This window comes from Mycobacterium sp., assembly GCF_036273375.1.
GTDB lineage: Bacteria > Actinomycetota > Actinomycetes > Mycobacteriales > Mycobacteriaceae > Mycobacterium.
Genome location: NZ_DASUHS010000281.1, coordinates 1 through 13,166, shown reverse-complemented (window position 1 = coordinate 13,166; position 13,166 = coordinate 1). Strand labels below are relative to the sequence as shown.

The following is a 13,166-nucleotide window of genomic DNA, read 5'->3' as shown; positions in this document are numbered from 1 at the left end:
AAATCAAGTCCATCCATAAGACGGCGAACAGGAACCCGCCGCAGGCCATGAGCAACGAGGCCATGGCTCTCACCCACCTCTGATCCATCCCGGGCACCGCGCCGCAGCGCAGTCGCCACTTGGACCCATTGTTCTCGGCAGCGCAAGAGGCACGGAGCCGGTAAGCCGACGGGCCTCGCATCGGCGCGGTGCGACTGGCAAACCGAAATCACTTGTGCCTCTTTTGTTTCAGTGGTTGCGGTGGGGCGGTTTGTGTCGGTGTGCCGACATAGCATTCGAACATGAGTTCGATAGGTGATCCGGAGGAGATCGCGCAGGATTACGCCGCCCTGTTCCGGGTCGTCTCGCGCATCGGACAGCACTCCTATGCCGCGCTGACCACCCCGGAGCATTTCACCTACCTCGAGCAACTCGAAGGCGACATGCGTCGGCTCCAGGGCCCCACTCACGAGTTGATCAACGGGATTGATCAACAGGCCGCACCTGCCGAGATCGGCGGCAAGCTCTCCCACGTGCTGGCCGACCGCTTGCACATCACCCGCGCCGACGCGGGCCGGCGCATCGACGAGGCCCGCGATCTCGGCTCACGCCAGACCCTGACCGGCCAACCCCTGCCGCCGCGGTATGCGGCCACCGCGGCGGCCCAACGCGATGGACGCGTCGGTGCGGCCCACGTGGCGGTGATCCGGCGCTTCTTCGGCGACCTGCCCTGCTGGGTCGACACACCGACCCGCGAGGCCGCCGAGGCCGACCTGGCCCGCTGGGCCACCCAGTACCGCCCCGAAAGCCTGAGCAAAGTCGCCGACCGACTGGCCTGCTACCTAAACCCCGACGGGCAATTTCACGATGTGGACCGGGCCCGGCACCGCGGACTGACCCTAGGCACCCAAGGCCCCGACGGGATGTCAGCGCTGCGCGGTTGGCTCACCCCCGAAGCCCGCGCGACACTGGAGGCGGTGCTGGCCAAGCTCGCCGCCCCGGGCATGGCCAACCCCGACGATGACACGCCGGTCGTGGACGGTTTGCCTTCTGAAGATGCGATTCAGCACGACACCCGCAGCGCCGCCCAGCGCAACCACGACGGGCTCAACGCGGCGCTGCGGGCGATGCTGGCCAGCGGAAAACTCGGCCAGCACAAAGGATTACCGGCCAGCATCATCGTCACCACCACCCTGGCCGAGCTCGAATTGACCACCGGCAAAGCCCTCACCGGCGGCGGCACCCTGCTGCCCATGTCGGAGGTGATTCGCCTCGCCCGTCATGCGCACCATTACCTGGCGATCTTCGACCACGGCAAGGCGCTGGCGCTGTATCACACCAAACGGCTGGCCTCACCCGGCCAACGCATCGTCCTGCACGCCAAAGACCGCGGCTGCACCGCACCGGGCTGCGACGTCGCCGGTTATTACAACGAAGTCCACCACGTCAAAGACTGGGCACACACCCACCGCACCGACATCGACCAACTCACCCTGGCCTGCGGACCCCACCACCGGCTTCTCGAACAAGGCTGGATCACCCGCAAGAACGCCAACGGCGACACCGAATGGATCCCACCACCACACCTCGACCGCGGCCAACCCCGCACCAACACCTTCCACCACCCCGAAAAAATCGTCGCGGACGAGGACGACGGCGCCGACGAGCCGTAGCGTCGGATCCCTTGATCCGCTGCCGGGCGACCGGGTACCGTAGTGCTGCCAATTACGAAACTATGGGTAGCGTAATTGGTTTCCAACCACCGAGAGGATCGGCTTGATGCGCAGCCGCTACGCGGGCGATCCCTTCACCACATCCACACTCGAGATCGCCGCCGCGCTAGAGGATGTCAGCATCCCCACGCTGTTGCTCTCGCTCGTCCATATCACCGGCGACCCACGGTTCATCCGCGACTTCAAGCAGATGGGCGTTTTCCTCAACGAGGTGCAGGGGTTCATGTCGGAGGAGGACAAGGCGCGGGCCCGCAGCGAAGCCCTGTCGGTGATCGCCGAGTATCGGGACCGCGGTTGCCCCGAACCGCAGCCGCTGAGCCCCGAGCTCATCAGGGAGATGATGGATTGGGCAGCGTGCGAGCACGTTCCGGACAACTATCTATCGCTGGTTTCCGAAGAGCTCGACCTCGACGGCGTCGACCTCCGACGCCCCGCCGCGTTGCCGGCCGAGCGCGCCGCTGAGCTTCCGGTCCTGGTCGTCGGGTGTGGCGAATCCGGCATCCTGGCCGGTATCCGCCTCAAGCAGGCCAACATTCCGTTCATCATCGTGGAGAAGAACGCGGGTCCCGGCGGAACATGGTGGGAGAACAGGTATCCCGGTGCACGGGTTGATGTGGCCAATCATTTCTATTGCTACAGCTTCGAACCCAACAACGACTGGACACACTTCTTCGCCGAGCAATACGAGCTGCAGGACTATTTCACCAAGGTCATCGACAAACACGGCCTGGCTGAGCACGTGCGTTGGCGGACCGAGGTTCTCGCGGCCGAATGGAACGACGACGACGGTATATGGGGAATATCGCTGCGCTCGGCCGACGGCCGGACGACCATCGTGCAGGCACGTGCGCTCATCACCGCGGTGGGCCAGCTGAATCGTCCCAATATTCCCCGTTTTGACGGAGCGGATACCTTCCAGGGACCGTCCTTTCACTCGGCGGCCTGGGATCACTCGGTAGACCTGAAAGGCAAGCGGGTCGCGGTTGTCGGCGCGGGGGCCAGCGGTTTCCAGATCGCGCCGGCGATCGCCGAGGACGTCGAACACCTCACGATCTTCCAGCGGACCGCGCAATGGATGTTTCCCAACCCGATGTATCACGACGAGGTCGCCGACGGTGTGCGTTGGGCGATGCGGCACCTCCCGTTCTATGGGAGGTGGTACCGCTTCCTGGTGCTGTGGCCCGGCTCGGACAAAGGTCTGGATGCCGCCGAAGGCGACCCCGGCTACGCCGACCAGGAACACGCCGTCAGCGACATCAATGCGGCCGCGCACATGATGTTTTCGCAATGGATCACCAGCCAGGTCAGCGAAGATGCCGAACTGTTGGTCAAGGTGATGCCCGACTATCCCGCATGCGGCAAGCGGACGCTGCAGGACAACGGCAGCTGGCTACGAACGCTGCAGCGTGACAACGTCGATTTGGTGCGCACGGCCATCGAGACGATCACGCCGCAGGGCATCGTCACCGATGACGGCGTGACTCATGACGTCGACGTCATCGTGTACGCCACCGGGTTTCGGCACACCGACATGCTGTGGCCGCTGAAGGTCACCGGACGAAACAGCACCGACCTGCATGAGATGTGGGGGAGCAGGCCGTATGCCTACCTCGGGATTACCGTCCCGGAATTCCCGAACTTCTTCATTGTCTACGGGCCGGGAACACACCTGGCCCACGGCGGCAGCCTCATCTTCCAGTCCGAATTGCAGATGCGTTACGTCGACCAGTGCCTGGCGCGACTGGCCGAAACCGACGTGCACTCCATCGAACCGAAACCGGAAGCCGCCACCGATTGGCACCGGCGGACACAGGCACAGATCAAGAAGATGGTGTGGTCGCATCCGGCCGTCAAGCACTCTTATTTCAAGAACGCTGACGGCGAAATTCACACCGTGAGCCCATGGCGTCTCAACGAATACTGGTCGGCGGTGCGCGAGCCCGATTGGTCACAATTTTTAGTGCGAACGAAAGATTGCGCGCAACAAGGAAAGTGAGCACGTCAATATGCGCACCGTAGTCGTCGATGGGCCCCGCAGCATCCGGGTCGACACCCGCCCCGATCCAGCCCTGCCCGGCCCCAACGGAGCGATCGTCGAGGTGACCGCCGCCGGGATCTGCGGATCCGACCTGCATTTCTACGAGGCCGACTTTCCGATGCCCGACCCGATTGCGCTCGGCCACGAAGCCATCGGCACCGTGGTCGAAGCCGGTCCGGAGGTGCGTAACGTCAAAGTCGGCGACCAGGTCATGGTGTCGTCGGTGACTGGCTGCGGCGCGTGCGCGGGGTGCGCGACCCGCGATCCGGTGATGTGCCACTCGGGCTTTCAGATCTTCGGTGGCGGTGTGCTCGGCGGCGCGCAGGCCGATCTTCTCGCTGTACCCGCCGCGGATTTCCAGCTGCTGAAGATGCCGGAAGGCATCAGCACCGAGCAGGCGCTGCTGCTCACCGACAACCTGGCCACCGGCTGGGCCGCGGCGCAGCGGGCGGATATTCCATTCGGTGGCACGGTGGCGGTAATCGGCCTGGGCGCGGTTGGCCTGTGTTCACTGCGCAGCGCGCTGTTTCAAGGTGCAGCAACGGTTTTCGCCGTGGATCAGGTTGATGGGCGACTGGAGCGTGCCGCCAAGTGGGGGGCGACACCCCTGAAAGCTCCGGCGCTCGAGGCCATTCTCGCCGCCACCGGTGGCCGCGGGGCCGACGCGGTGATCGACGCCGTCGCCACGGATGCCTCCCTGACCGATGCGCTCAACGCGGTGCGGCCCGGCGGCACCGTCTCCGTTGTGGGGGTGCACGACATGAATCCGTTCCCCCTCAACGCCTTGGGCTGCCTGATTCGCAGCATCACGTTGCGGATGACCACCGCGCCGGTCCAGCGCACCTGGCCGGAATTGATTCCGCTACTGCAGTCGGGCCGGCTCGATGTCGACGGCATCTTCACCACCACAATGCCTTTGGACGAAGCGGCCAAGGGCTACGCCACCGCGGAGTCGCGATCGGGCGATGACGTGAAGATTTTGCTGAAGCCCTAGTCCTTCACCTGGTCGCCGTGATGTATTGCGACCGCATGAAACTGTCGATCTTCACATCGACATCCGGCGGGGTCATCCCATAGCCGGCTTGCAGATCGAGCGTGTTGCGGACGGGTTCGACCGCCCACGCATGGGCGTTCAGCCACTCCGCGGGGTCTGACTGGGGTTCATAGGTCAGCGCCGAAAAGTCCACGTTGCCTGACACATTGACCCCTGGGTGATTCGTCTCCAGAGCGTTGAGCTGGCTGTGGTCGAGTCGCGATCCCAGCGCACCGATTGCGATCCGGCTGCCCGGTGCGCTGAGCCCGCTGATCCGGGTGAAGAGCGCGTGCTGCGCCTCGTCGGTCAGGTAGGGCAATAGCCCCTCCACCGACCACGCGCTCGGACTCTCCACGTCAAACCCGGCCGCTTCCAACGGTCGCGACCAGTCGGTGCGCAAATCGGCGGCGACCTCGATCCGGCGGGCCTTAGGGGTAGCACCCCGTTCTCCCAGAACCCGGGCCTTGAATCCGAGGACCTTGGGCAGATCAACCTCGAAGACCCTTGTGCCTTCTGGCCATGAAAGCCGATACGCCCGCGAATCCAGCCCGGCGGCGACGATGACCGCCTGCCGGATGCCCGCCGCACCGGCGGTGTCGAAGAAGTCGTCGAAAAACCGCGTCTGAACGCCGTACAGGCGCGGAAAGGCCGTCTCGTCGTCGGAGGTACCCGGATTGGCAAGTACCCCGGCCAAATACGGGTCCTGGGAAGCCTCGATGAAGGCTTTCGCGTATTCGTCGCGCACCAACGGCTGCGGGCTCACGGCATGCAGCGCACGCCAACCTGCCACCAGCAGCGCGGTATACCCGACGCTGCTGACGATGTCCCAGTTGTCGTCGTCGGAACGGAGCGACCCGAATTCGGGTGTCGTGCTCATGGTTGCCTTTCCCGTCGACGTCGGCAATGAAAAGCGGACGTTTCCACGGTACCCGCGACGTGGTCTCAGAGCTCCAAGAGCACCGTTACCGGACCGTCGTTCACCAATTCGACCTGCATGTCCGCACCGAACACACCGGTCTGCACTTCGGCGCCGAGTTGCCGCAACGCCTCGGCGAACTCCGCCACCAGCGGCTCGGCGACCGCTCCTGGAGCGGCCGCATTCCATGACGGGCGGCGACCCTTGGCGGTGTCGGCGTACAACGTGAACTGACTGACGACCAGAACGGGGGCATTGACATCGGACGCGGAGTGCTCATCGGCGAGAACCCTTAGTTGCCAAAGCTTCTCGGCGAGCCGACGCGCCTTCTCGCGATCGTCGCTACGGGTGACGCCGACGAATGCCAACAGGCCCTGGCCGTCGGGGCGGATGGCCCCAACCACTGCGCCCTTGACCGAGACGGTTGCCGACGAGACCCGTTGCACTAACACCCGCATGGGCCTCGATGGTGCCAGATTGGCCTTGTGGAGGTTGGGTACGCTCGTTGGGTGTCTGTGCTCGTCGCGTTTTCCGTCACCCCGATGGGGGTGGGCGAGGGTGTCGGCGAGATCGTCGCCGAAGCGGTCCGAGTGGTTCGCGATTCGGGGCTGCCCAACAAGACTGATGCGATGTTCACCGTGATCGAAGGAGAAACCTGGGCGGAGGTCATGGCCGTGGTGCAGCGCGCGGTCGAGGCCGTGGCCGCCCGCGCGCCCAGGGTCAGCACGGTGATCAAGGCGGATTGGCGCGCCGGAACCAGCGACGCGATGACGCAGAAGGTCGCCACCGTCGAGCGCTTCCTCTCCGAAAGTTAGCCACGGACCGCCGATCGAAACGCCTCTGCGGCCGCGTCACCGTGGACGGCGAACACCACCTTGCGCAGCGAACCCGGTTGGTGCCGCCGGACGGCGGCGACCATCAGCCGCGCCGCCTCGTCGAGCGGAAATCCGCCGACGCCGGTGCCGAAGGCGACCAGCCCGAGCGAGCGGCAGCCGAGCTCGTCGGCCTTGCGCAGCGTCGAGGCCGTGGCGGCGGCGACGATGGCGGCCGAGGTCGGGCCGCCGAGCTCCATCGTCGCGGCGTGGATGACGTAGCGGGCCGGCAGGTCGCCGGCCGTGGTCTCGACCGCCTCGCCAAGTCCGATCGGTGCCTTCTCGGTCGATTCCCGTTGCACGTCGGGCCCGCCTGCGCGCGCGATGGCCGCGGCGACACCGCCGCCGTGGCGCAGCTGCGTGTTGGCCGCGTTGGTGATCGCGTCAAGCTCGAGCTTGGTTACGTCAGCCTGGATCACCTCTAACTCGATCATGGGCTCATTGTCCTCGGAATGAGCATCCTCTGAACCCATGCGTAGGCTCGGGGCGGTGAGCGCACGCGCAGGAATCGTTGTCACCGGAACCGAGGTCCTCACCGGACGGGTCCAAGATGCGAACGGCCCCTGGATTGCCGACCGCCTACTGGAATTGGGCGTCGAGCTGGCCCACATCACGATCTGCGGCGACCGGCCCGCGGATATCGAAGCGCAGCTTCGGTTCCTCGCCGATCAGGGTGTGGACCTGATCGTCACCAGCGGCGGTCTGGGGCCGACGGCCGACGATATGACCGTCGAGGTGGTGGCCCGGTTCTGCGGACGCGAGTTGGTGTTGGACGCCGAGGTCGAGGAGAAGATCGCCAACATCCTCAAGAAGCTGATGGCGCGCAACCCCGCATTCCAATCCGCCTTGGATCCCGGCACTTTCGAATCGCTGCGGGCCGCCAATCGCAAGCAGGCCATGGTGCCCACCGGAGCGCAGGTACTCGACCCGGTCGGGACCGCCCCCGGCGTCGTCGTGCCCGGCAAGCCGGCGGTGATCGTGTTGCCGGGTCCGCCGCGCGAGTTGCAGCCCATGTGGCATACGGCCATCGAGACACCCGCGGCGCAGGACGCGGTCGCCGGCCGGACCGTGTACCGGCAGGAGATGCTGCGGATGTTCGGGCTGCCGGAGTCGGGGCTGGCCGAAACATTGCGCGAAGCGGAGCAGGCCGTGCCCGGCTTCGGGCAACTCGAGATCACCACCTGCCTGCGGCGCGGGGAAATCGAGATGGTCACCCGTTACGAGCCGGAGGCTGCCGACGCGTACGCGCGGCTGATCAAACTGCTGCGGGAGAGGCATGGGCATCAGCTGTACTCCGAGGACGGCTCGCGCGTCGACGATCTGGTCGCGCAGCTGCTGGCCGGCCACCGGATTGCGACGGCGGAGTCCTGCACCGCGGGTCTGCTGGCGGCGCGGTTAACCGACCGGCCCGGGTCGTCGGATTATGTGGCCGGCGGTGTCGTGTCCTACTCGAACGAGGCGAAGGCGGAGCTGCTCGGCGTTGACCCGGCGCTGATCGAAGCGCACGGTGCGGTGTCCGAGCCGGTGGCCGAGGCGATGGCCGCGGGCGCGCTGCAGCGCTTCGGAGCCGACACCGCGGTCGCGATCACCGGAATCGCCGGCCCGGGTGGGGGAACGGAGGAAAAGCCGGTGGGCACAGTCTGTTTCAGCGTAAAAGCCCACGGCCGCACCGATACCCGCACGCTGCGGCTTCCCGGCAACCGCTCGGATATCCGGGAGCGCTCGACCACGGTGGCCATGCACCTGCTGCGGCGCCTACTGGGCGACACCGAATAACGTCACGTCACTTCGCTTGCAAGGAAGGCGCTTTCGGTCGTGCCGAACCGGACTCCGGTGGCGTCCTTCCCGATCAGCGTCAGCACAGCGACGGCGATCAGCACCGGTACGATCGTCGCCGCCAACGCAAACGGGTAGCCGTGTGATTCGGCGAGGCGTTCCTGGATCGGCAAATTGAATGCCGCCAGCAGGTTTCCGAGTTGGTAGGTCACGCCGGGGTAGAGACCGCGGATGGCGTCCGGGGACATCTCGGTGAGGTGGGCCGGAATCACACCCCATGCGCCCTGTACGAGCAGCTGCATCAAAAACGAACCCAGACACAGCATTGCCGCGCCACGTGAGTACGCGAACAACGGCACGATCGGCAGCGCCAGAATCGCGCAGAAGACGACGGTGTAGCGGCGGCTGAATCGCTGCGACAGCGTGCCGAAGACGAGGCCCCCGATGATGGCGCCGACGTTGTAGACCACCACGATCCACTTGACCGTTGTGCTGGACAGATTGGCGCCCTGGTTGGCGTGGGCGCCCAGGAAGGTGGGGTAGACGTCCTGCGTCCCATGGCTCATCCAGTTGAAGGCCGTCATCAGCAAGGCCAGGTAGATGAACCGCCGGATGATCGCGCCGCTGCGCAGCACATCGCGGATTCGGGTGCTGGTGAGCTTCATCTGGTCCTGCGCGGCTTCCCACACCTCGGACTCCTCCACGCGGTAGCGGATGACGAGGCTGATCAGGGCGGGCACGATGCTCAGGCCGAACAGCCACCGCCACGAAAGCCCAAGCCAGTCGATCACCACCAGCGAGGCGACGCTCGCCAGCAGGTAGCCGAATGCATAACCCTCCTGGAGCAGTCCGGAGAAGAACCCGCGTCGCTCCACCGGAACCTTTTCCATGGCGAGCGCGGCACCGAGTCCCCACTCGCCGCCCATGCCGATGCCGTACAGCAGCCGCAGGATGACCAGCACGGTGAAGTTGGGCGCGAAGGCGCACAGGAAGCCCACCACGGAATAGAACATGACGTCGACGATCAGCGGCAGCCGCCTGCCGACGCGGTCGGCCCACAGCCCGAAGAGCAGTGCGCCGACGGGTCGCATGATCAGGGTGGCCGTGGTGACGAAGGCGACCTCGGCCTTGCTGTGGTGGAACGTCTTGGCGATGTCGGCGTAGACGAGCACCACGATGAAGTAGTCGAAGGCGTCCATCGTCCAGCCCAGTAGCGCCGCGATGAAGGAGTTTCGCTGATCGGCGGTCAACCGCTGTGTGGTCACGTCAGCATCGTGCAGTACCCGGCGCGCCGGCGCGACCTGTTTCACCACGCGGACTCCGGGAGTAAGTTCCGGATACATGCGGATCATCGACGCCGACGGACATGTAGCCGAGAATTCCTCGTTGGCAATCGAAGCGATCAAACGATGGCCGCAACACGTCAAGCTCAGCACGGATGGGCGGCCGGGGTTGACGCTCGAGGGTCGCAACTACCCCGAGGACACGGGCCCGGGCGCGGGTTGCCCACCCGAGCATGGGATCAGTAAGGCTCCCGACATCAATTGCCGTTCACCCGAGGGCGTGCTGGGCGACGCGGATCGCGATCACATCGACACGATGGTGCTGTATCCGAGCATGGGGCTTTGCGCGCCCAGTCTCGAGGATCCAGACTTCGCCGCGGGATTTTCGCGCCTGTACAACCAGTGGATCGCGGACTACTGCGCCTCGTCGGGCGGGCGGTTGCGCGGCGTGGCCGTGACACCGATCGAGCACGGCCAGGCGGCTATCGACGTTATGACCGAAGCCAAAGAGCTTGGACTGATTGCGACTTTGGTGCCGCCGGCACTCAAGAGCCGCAACCTCGACCATCCCGACCTCGACCCCTTCTATGCCGCCGCCGTCGAACTCGGCATGCCGTTAGGCGTGCACGGGGCCCCGGGCATCCATCTGCCTAAGATCGGTGTGGACCGCTTCACGAACTACATCCAGGTGCACTGCATCAGCTTTCCGTTCGACCAGATGACGGCGATGACCGCGATGGTCTCCGGTGGCGTCTTCGAGCGTCACCCGGAGTTGCGGGTCGCGTTCCTCGAGGCGGGCGCGGGCTGGGTGCCGTTCTTCATGGATCGGCTGCACGAGCATTACGAGAAGCGCGGCGACTGGGTGGAGCGCGGTTGGCGTCGCGATCCGCACGACTATCTGGCTGCGGGCAACATCTGGGTGACCTGCGAGCCGGAAGAACCAATCCTGCCCGGCGTGATCGACGTGCTGGGGGACGATTTCATCATGTTTGCCAGCGACTACCCGCACTGGGACGGTGAGTGGCCGGAGAGCACCAAGCACCTGCGCACGCGAAGCGACATCAGCGAAAACTCCCGCGAAAAGATCGGTGGCCTGAACGCACAGCGCTTCTACAACCTGAACTGAGCGGGCCACCCGCTGAGCTTCCGCTTACCCTTTGGGCGGCCTGCTGGCAGGATTCGGGGCATGGGCCCTTTTCTGTTGCGCGCCGCATTGACCGGACTCGCGTTGTGGATCGTCACCCTCTTCGTGCACGGCCTGAGCTTCGTGGGCGGCGACACTAAGCTGGAGCGGGTCGGCATCATCTTCGTCGTCGCAGTGATCTTCGGTCTGGTCAACGCGTTCATCAAGCCGATCGTCCAGTTCTTGTCGATCCCGCTGTACATCGTGACGCTCGGCCTGTTCCATATCGTCGTCAACGCGCTGATGCTGTGGATCACCGCGCGGATCACCGAACACACCACGCACTGGGGACTGCACATAGATCACTTTTGGTGGACCGCAATCTGGGCCGCGATCGTACTGTCGATCGTTAGTTGGTTGCTGTCCTTGGTGATTCGGCGCACCGGCGCCTGAGGACTCAGCGGGCCAGCCACCGCGGCGCTCGCTTCTCGGCGAACGCGCGCGGTCCTTCCTTGGCGTCCTCGGTCTCGAAAACGCGGTCGCTGTGCCGGGTTTCGTTGTCATAGGCCGACTTGAGGTCAAGCGCCAAGCTTTCGACGGCCGACTGCTTCGTCGCGAACACCGCGAGCGGCGCGTTGGCCGCGATGCGGGCGGCGAAGTCGTAGGCGGTGTCCATCAGTTGGTCCGCCGGGACAACCCGGTTGACCAGTCCCATGACAAGGGCTCGTTCCGCATCCACCATGTCGGCGGTCAACAGCAGCTCCATCGCCAATGGGTAGGGCATCTGCCGCGGCAGCCGCACGGTGCTTCCGCCGCCGGCGAAGAGACCGCGCTTGGGCTCCATCACCGCGAAACGCGCATCGGGGACGGCGACTCGCACGTCCGTGGACGTCAGCATCTCGAAGCCGCCCGCGACGCACGTCCCGTTGACGGCGGCGACGATCGGTTTGTACACCGGGAACCGATGCAAGACGGCGTGGATGGCGTCGTCCTTGTTCCACCCCGCGGGCTTGGGCAGGTCACCGGTGAGTTCTGGGATGAATTTCTTGAGGTCGGCTCCCGTGCAGAAGTCGCGTCCGACCCCGGTGATCACCGCGACCCAGGCGCGATCGTCGTCGCGGAACGCCGCCCAGGCGTGGGCCAAGTCGCGAAAATGCGCCATGTCCAGCGAGTTTCGCGTCTCGGGGCGGTTGATCGTGATGGTGGCGATGTGCTCGTCCAGCCGGTAATCGATGCTCACCCGGCGACTCCATCGACCAGGCGCACCACGTCGCGCGCGCAACCCCAGGACAACGTGACGCCGTTGCCGCTGTGACCGTAATTGTGGATGCACTGCGCCCGCCCCAGCGGCTCGGCTTCCACCCGTACCGACGGACGGTCAGGGCGCAGCCCGGTGATGACCTCGATCACCTCGGCGTCGTTGAGCCGCGGCTGGACGCGGCGGCAGCGTTGCAGAATTCGTTCGGTCACGTCGGGGTCGGCCGTGCTGTCCCAGCGGCCGGGGACGCTGATGCCGCCGCAGACCACCCGCTGCGGATGGGGGAAGTAACAGGTCCATTCCGGACCGCTGTTGAGTTCCAAGAACAGCTGCCGCAGACCAGGATTGGTGAGCACCACATGTTGACCGAACAGCGGCCGCACGGTGTCGTCACCGGTCAGCGCGCCCGCGGCGAGGCCGGCGCAGTTGACGACGATTCCAGCGGCGTCGGCGGCCTCGGACAGCGACCGCACGGGATGCTCCTCGACTTCGCAGCCGGCCGCTGCGAGCCGCCGAGTCAAGTAGTCGAGATAGTGCGGCATGTCGATCATCGGCACGGTCGCACGAAATCCGGTGCCGAAGCCGTCGGGAAGGTCGGCCGGATCGGCCGGCCGCAAATCGGGGATCAGCGGTGCCGCCGACGACATTGCCTCGCTCGCGGTCAGCTCACCGACGGCCAGCGCCGGTGCCAGCTGCACCCCGGAGTCGGGATCCCCGGCTAGATCGGTGAACACTCGCAGAGAGTGTTCGGTCCAACCCAGCGTCTCGGCCGCGCGCTCGGCCGGTCGTGGGGGAGCCCAAACGGCGCCCGCCACCGCCGAGGTCGTCTGCTTTAGCGTCGTCGCCGCCCATACCCGTACCGGCCAGCCAGCCTCGGCCAGACAGACGGCCGACGTCAATCCGCTGACGCCGGCACCGACGACGACAATCCGCTGCGCATATTCCACGGCGCCACGGTAGCGAAAACAGGCCCGCCGCGGGTCGCAGCGGATACGCGTCGACCGTTACTGAGACGATCAGGAATGTGCGGCTTGCGGGGGCGCCGAGGTCGCGGGGGCGGCCGGTGCCTGCGGAGCCCGTGCCGCGGCCGGCGCCTGCGGAACCGGAGATGCTGCCGGCGCCTGCGGAACCGGAGATGCTGCCGGCGCCTGCGGA

13 protein-coding genes are annotated in these 13,166 nt (G+C 65.8%); 7 read left to right on the top strand and 6 right to left on the bottom strand.

Going from position 1 to position 13,166, the window contains the following annotated elements:
• Nucleotides 1–281 precede the first annotated feature (281 nt).
• The 3 genes from VFW69_RS24955 (at nucleotide 282) to VFW69_RS24945 (ending at nucleotide 4,744) form a co-directional block, all read left to right on the top strand.
• Entirely contained in the window at nucleotides 282–1,652 is a 1,371-nt protein-coding gene (locus VFW69_RS24955) for an HNH endonuclease signature motif containing protein (RefSeq protein WP_526505708.1), read from the top strand.
• A 106-nt stretch (nucleotides 1,653–1,758) separates the two neighbouring features.
• Nucleotides 1,759–3,708 carry a flavin-containing monooxygenase gene (locus VFW69_RS24950; protein WP_526505706.1) on the top strand — a complete coding sequence of 650 codons (1,950 nt, stop codon included), beginning with the start codon at nucleotides 1,759–1,761 and terminating at the stop codon, nucleotides 3,706–3,708.
• A gap of 10 nt (nucleotides 3,709–3,718) precedes the next feature.
• Entirely contained in the window at nucleotides 3,719–4,744 is a 1,026-nt protein-coding gene (locus tag VFW69_RS24945) for an alcohol dehydrogenase family protein (protein WP_526505704.1), read from the top strand.
• A gap of 4 nt (nucleotides 4,745–4,748) precedes the next feature.
• Here the strand turns inward: VFW69_RS24945 and VFW69_RS24940 are convergent, their stop codons facing one another.
• Nucleotides 4,749–5,660 (bottom strand): class I SAM-dependent methyltransferase, encoded by a 912-nt coding sequence (locus VFW69_RS24940; RefSeq protein ID WP_526505702.1) that lies wholly within the window; start codon nucleotides 5,658–5,660, stop codon nucleotides 4,749–4,751.
• Nucleotides 5,661–5,725: 65 nt separating this feature from the next.
• Complete coding sequence (gene dtd / locus VFW69_RS24935; RefSeq protein ID WP_526505700.1) at nucleotides 5,726–6,157, bottom strand: D-aminoacyl-tRNA deacylase; 432 nt, start codon at nucleotides 6,155–6,157, stop codon at nucleotides 5,726–5,728.
• A 51-nt stretch (nucleotides 6,158–6,208) separates the two neighbouring features.
• On the opposite strand from dtd, the gene VFW69_RS24930 reads away from it, so the two are divergent.
• Nucleotides 6,209–6,514, top strand: a complete 306-nt coding sequence (locus VFW69_RS24930) for an MTH1187 family thiamine-binding protein (protein WP_526505698.1) — start codon at nucleotides 6,209–6,211, stop codon at nucleotides 6,512–6,514.
• On the opposite strand, the gene VFW69_RS24925 is transcribed toward VFW69_RS24930, so the two are convergent.
• Entirely contained in the window at nucleotides 6,511–7,005 is a 495-nt protein-coding gene (locus VFW69_RS24925; protein WP_526505696.1) for a macro domain-containing protein, read from the bottom strand. The two genes, VFW69_RS24930 and VFW69_RS24925, sit on opposite strands and share 4 nt — an antisense overlap.
• A 55-nt stretch (nucleotides 7,006–7,060) precedes the next feature.
• On the opposite strand from VFW69_RS24925, the gene VFW69_RS24920 reads away from it, so the two are divergent.
• Nucleotides 7,061–8,347, top strand: coding sequence for a competence/damage-inducible protein A (locus VFW69_RS24920; RefSeq protein ID WP_526505694.1), 1,287 nt, complete (start codon nucleotides 7,061–7,063; stop codon nucleotides 8,345–8,347).
• Between the two features lie 2 nt (nucleotides 8,348–8,349).
• Here VFW69_RS24920 and VFW69_RS24915 read toward each other — a convergent pair whose 3' ends face one another.
• A complete protein-coding gene (locus VFW69_RS24915; RefSeq protein WP_526505692.1) occupies nucleotides 8,350–9,612 on the bottom strand; it encodes an MFS transporter in 1,263 nt (420 codons plus the stop codon).
• A gap of 76 nt (nucleotides 9,613–9,688) precedes the next feature.
• Between VFW69_RS24915 and VFW69_RS24910 the strand changes: the two genes are divergently transcribed.
• Together VFW69_RS24910 and VFW69_RS24905 are read left to right on the top strand one after the other, a co-directional pair.
• A complete protein-coding gene (locus VFW69_RS24910) occupies nucleotides 9,689–10,756 on the top strand; it encodes an amidohydrolase family protein (RefSeq protein WP_526505690.1) in 1,068 nt (355 codons plus the stop codon).
• A 60-nt stretch (nucleotides 10,757–10,816) separates the two neighbouring features.
• Entirely contained in the window at nucleotides 10,817–11,206 is a 390-nt protein-coding gene (locus VFW69_RS24905; protein ID WP_526505688.1) for a phage holin family protein, read from the top strand.
• A gap of 4 nt (nucleotides 11,207–11,210) precedes the next feature.
• On the opposite strand, the gene VFW69_RS24900 is transcribed toward VFW69_RS24905, so the two are convergent.
• Nucleotides 11,211–11,993 carry an enoyl-CoA hydratase/isomerase family protein gene (locus VFW69_RS24900; RefSeq protein WP_526505686.1) on the bottom strand — a complete coding sequence of 261 codons (783 nt, stop codon included), beginning with the start codon at nucleotides 11,991–11,993 and terminating at the stop codon, nucleotides 11,211–11,213.
• Nucleotides 11,990–12,958: an NAD(P)/FAD-dependent oxidoreductase gene (locus VFW69_RS24895; RefSeq protein WP_526505684.1), complete on the bottom strand. Its 969-nt coding sequence runs from the start codon at nucleotides 12,956–12,958 to the stop codon at nucleotides 11,990–11,992. Before VFW69_RS24895 ends, VFW69_RS24900 begins: the two co-directional genes overlap by 4 nt.
• Nucleotides 12,959–13,166 lie beyond the last annotated feature (208 nt).

What these genes read in the sequence shown, in the direction of transcription:
- VFW69_RS24955 (WP_526505708.1), top strand. Translation starts at nt 282, where the DNA reads ATGAGTTCGATAGGTGATCCGGAGGAGATCGCGCAGGATTACGCCGCC.
- VFW69_RS24950 (WP_526505706.1), top strand. Translation starts at nt 1,759, where the DNA reads ATGCGCAGCCGCTACGCGGGCGATCCCTTCACCACATCCACACTCGAG.
- VFW69_RS24945 (WP_526505704.1), top strand. Translation starts at nt 3,719, where the DNA reads ATGCGCACCGTAGTCGTCGATGGGCCCCGCAGCATCCGGGTCGACACC.
- VFW69_RS24940 (WP_526505702.1), bottom strand. Translation starts at nt 5,660, where the DNA reads ATGAGCACGACACCCGAATTCGGGTCGCTCCGTTCCGACGACGACAAC.
- dtd (WP_526505700.1), bottom strand. Translation starts at nt 6,157, where the DNA reads ATGCGGGTGTTAGTGCAACGGGTCTCGTCGGCAACCGTCTCGGTCAAG.
- VFW69_RS24925 (WP_526505696.1), bottom strand. Translation starts at nt 7,005, where the DNA reads ATGATCGAGTTAGAGGTGATCCAGGCTGACGTAACCAAGCTCGAGCTT.
- VFW69_RS24910 (WP_526505690.1), top strand. Translation starts at nt 9,689, where the DNA reads ATGCGGATCATCGACGCCGACGGACATGTAGCCGAGAATTCCTCGTTG.
- VFW69_RS24905 (WP_526505688.1), top strand. Translation starts at nt 10,817, where the DNA reads ATGGGCCCTTTTCTGTTGCGCGCCGCATTGACCGGACTCGCGTTGTGG.